The organism is Oribacterium sp. (genome assembly GCF_057249185.1).
On the sequence record NZ_DBHIGR010000218.1, the window covers coordinates 1 to 2,974 of the forward strand.

Genomic DNA, 2,974 nt, shown 5'->3' on the forward strand with positions numbered 1-2,974 from the left:
GGATGCAAAAAGGTAGATCCAAAATTAGAAACGAAGCATTGGCAAAGGTCTTTTCCTATATGAAACTGATGGAAAAGTGGGGAAGCGGAATTCCGAGAGTTGTTCGAGAAGTATGTGATGAAGGACTTGCTATTCCTGTATTTGAAGGTGGAGAGGTAGACCTTGTTGTAAACATTTATCGTAAAGATAATATTGCTAATACCGCCAAAACTGCAGACCAGAGTGGCGGTGATGGCGGCAGTGGCGTAAAAACTGGCGGTGAACTATCGGAAGAGGAAACTAAGATCATAACATATTTAGCAGTTCGTCCAACTGCAACACAAAAGGAAATTAGTTCTGATACCAATATTCCATTAAGAACGGTGCAGCGTATTCTGCCTAGATTACAGGAAAAAGCTGTTCTTGTAAGAGTGGGAAATCGTCGTTCCGGAAAGTGGAAGTTGATTGAATAAATGGCAGAATGAAATCTAAAACAGATTATTGATCGTCGAATGAAGAGTTTACCGGCGATACCGGAAAACTTGTGTTTTTGGTATGACGATAAGGGTGGAGCCAGAGTTTATTTACTGGGAAGATGCCCTTCGTATCAATTTATATCGCAGTTCAACCGACTTATTAGTCACAGCTGCGACTGATAAAGAAACGAATGCGACCCAAACTGGCGGTAATACTAGCCAAGGCATTGCCCAAGCTGCCCAGGGTACTACCCAAGCTATCCAGGACACAGGCCAAGCTACCCAGGGTACTACCCAAGACACAACCCAAGCTCTCCAGAATACTATCCAAGATAGGGGAGAAGAGTCTAATTGAAAAAGACTCGAAATAAAATATGCGGTAGTCAGAAGCTTTGAGTTATTCTGTTAATCAGGAGCAGTATCTCCGAGTGTTTTTAGATGATGCTTTAATCTCTCTGGATAATAATGACGCAGAAAGAAGTATCAGAAGCTTCTGCGCTGGAAAGCATTCCTGATACATCATCGATTCCGTGAGAGGAGCCTCTGCCAGTGCCCTTCTATACAGTATTGCGGAAAGTGCAAAGGCAAACCAACTAAAGCCCTACGAATACTTTACATACCTACTAAAGGAACTCCTAAAATATCCAAGAGAAAATGTTCCTGAGGAAGAACTGAAAAAACTGATGCCTTGGTCGGAGGCATTACCGGATAGCTGTAGGAAGAATAAAAGCAGATAAGAAAAACCTGCCAGCCTGAGAGCCGGCAGATTTTGTTGGACAGACAGGTTATTGACTATTTACATTAAAAGAATTATTGCTGTTAAAATATTAGATATTACATAGCTATTGGCGTTAATAATAGGTATGGTGAAAATGAAGATAGAAAAAACCATATATTGAATAAAGAAAGCAGGTGCAGCAAATGAATATGCAGGAGTTAAAGAAGCTCATTTATCAAGGTGAAAAAGTTGATATAGAGTGCAAAAAAGCAGAAAAAAGCGTACCAAAATCTGCGTATGAGTCCTATTCTGCATTTGCCAATACAAAAGGTGGATATATTATACTTGGAGTAAGAGAAGATAAAACAAAGACTGATCCGAAGGAACGATTTATAATACGAGGAGAGTGGTCTAAAAGTAGATGACTACTGTGCACAGCATGGTCTATCCAGAAATGCCTACTTCTACTGGCTTCGAAAGGTAAAGGAAGCTGCCCTTACGCAGAGTGGATTTGTGGAAGTAGGGCAACAAGTGGAGGTTTCTTCTCAGATTCCCGGACAGCTTTCTCTAGACTTTGGGGATCAGGCTGTCCTCAATGAGGAGGAGCTTGCTGTTGCAGAGAGCCTTCCGAAAGAACCAACGATAGAGGGAGTACTTGAGATTCCAAAATGTAATCTCAAGTTCAAATAATAATTATGGTGGCAGAAGATATATGCCTTATGTTTTTACAGAGCAGGGTATTGCTATGCTTTCCGCCGTTCTAAAAAGTGATGTAGCAGTGGAGGTCAGCATTAAAATTATGAATAGTTTTGTGGAGATGAGAAGGTTTTAAAAAGAGTTTTGGTATTGCGAAGATAGAAGATAAAGACTGAGTTAAGAGTCTTGTAAATAAAGTGAAGTAGAATATGGCAAATTTATCGAAAAATAAGCGTGAAAAAATGCTTTGAAAAGTATTGGAAGCAATATAAAGCAAAATAAAAATTGAAGGATTACAATGAATGAAGAAACATTCTTATCGAAAATAAGTCAACTTGAAAATGAAATTGAATATTTGCATGGACTTCTCGATAATGCTGGAATTTCATATAAACGGAGGGCAGAGGAATTAGAGGATTTGTCTCCGGATAGGAACCTGGCTTTTGAAGAGAATCAAGGAGCCCGTATTCTTCCCGTTACCATTACGAAGCAGCATATTCAGTATTACTATCATTTGTTTAAGGGTAGAAATGATGTGTATAGTAAGCGCTCTGGAAAGGTTAACAAGAAAACCGGAAAGCATGGATATTATACGCAATGCTGGAATTTCTGGAAAGATGGGATATGTCCTAAGAAGAATCATTCTCAGTTTAATTGCGGAGAATGTCAGAATCAGAAGTATAAAGAACTGACTGGTCAAGTGCTGTATGAGCACTTGATCGGGGCTAGGGAAGATGCCTCGGATGTGATTGGATTATATCCGATGTTTCCGGATGAAACTGTCAATTTTCTCGTGTTTGATTTTGACTGTCATGATGACAAAATCGGTGGAGATGATGGTGCTAACCTTGAGTCGGATTGGATGACAGAGGTTAACGCTTTCAGAAAAATCTGTGAAATCAATGAAGTTCCGGTTTTAGTTGAACGCTCCCGCTCAGGGAAAGGCGCCCATGTATGGATATTTTTTGAAAAGCCGATACTGGCAAGTGTTGCACGTCGATTTGGCACGGCACTTCTAAGCAAAGGCGCTGAGTCTGTTAATATGAAAAACTTTAAGTATTATGATAGAATGCTTCCGGCTCAGGACCATATACCGCTTAATACA

5 protein-coding genes and 2 pseudogenes are annotated in these 2,974 nt (G+C 39.9%); all 7 read left to right on the plus strand.

The genetic code is table 11. The features are described 5' to 3' along the window. A partial coding sequence (locus ACO4PX_RS09610) for an ATP-binding protein (RefSeq protein ID WP_485572466.1) occupies positions 1-452 on the plus strand: 452 nt, incomplete at its 5' end. Positions 453-883: 431 nt separating this feature from the next. Further along, a complete protein-coding gene (locus ACO4PX_RS09615; RefSeq protein ID WP_472450054.1) occupies positions 884-970 on the plus strand; it encodes an IS66 family transposase in 87 nt (28 codons plus the stop codon). A gap of 15 nt (positions 971-985) precedes the next feature. Beyond that, entirely contained in the window at positions 986-1,192 is a 207-nt protein-coding gene (locus tag ACO4PX_RS09620; protein ID WP_485572467.1) for a transposase domain-containing protein, read from the plus strand. Between the two features lie 184 nt (positions 1,193-1,376). Beyond that, entirely contained in the window at positions 1,377-1,598 is a 222-nt protein-coding gene (locus ACO4PX_RS09625; RefSeq protein ID WP_472450014.1) for an AlbA family DNA-binding domain-containing protein, read from the plus strand. A 31-nt stretch (positions 1,599-1,629) separates the two neighbouring features. Next, positions 1,630-1,863: pseudogene (locus ACO4PX_RS09630) on the plus strand (hypothetical protein); the annotation flags it as partial. Next, positions 1,862-2,002 (plus strand): annotated as a pseudogene (locus ACO4PX_RS09635) (ORF6N domain-containing protein); the annotation flags it as partial. The pseudogenes ACO4PX_RS09630 and ACO4PX_RS09635, both read left to right, overlap by 2 nt. Before the next feature lie 165 nt (positions 2,003-2,167). Further along, the coding region (locus ACO4PX_RS09640) for a TOTE conflict system archaeo-eukaryotic primase domain-containing protein (protein ID WP_485572469.1) at positions 2,168-2,974 on the plus strand (807 nt) is incomplete at its 3' end.

Bases quoted from the DNA above. Each gene is read 5' to 3' on its own strand.
- ACO4PX_RS09625 (WP_472450014.1), top strand. From the start codon at position 1,377: ATGAATATGCAGGAGTTAAAGAAGCTCATTTATCAAGGTGAAAAAGTT.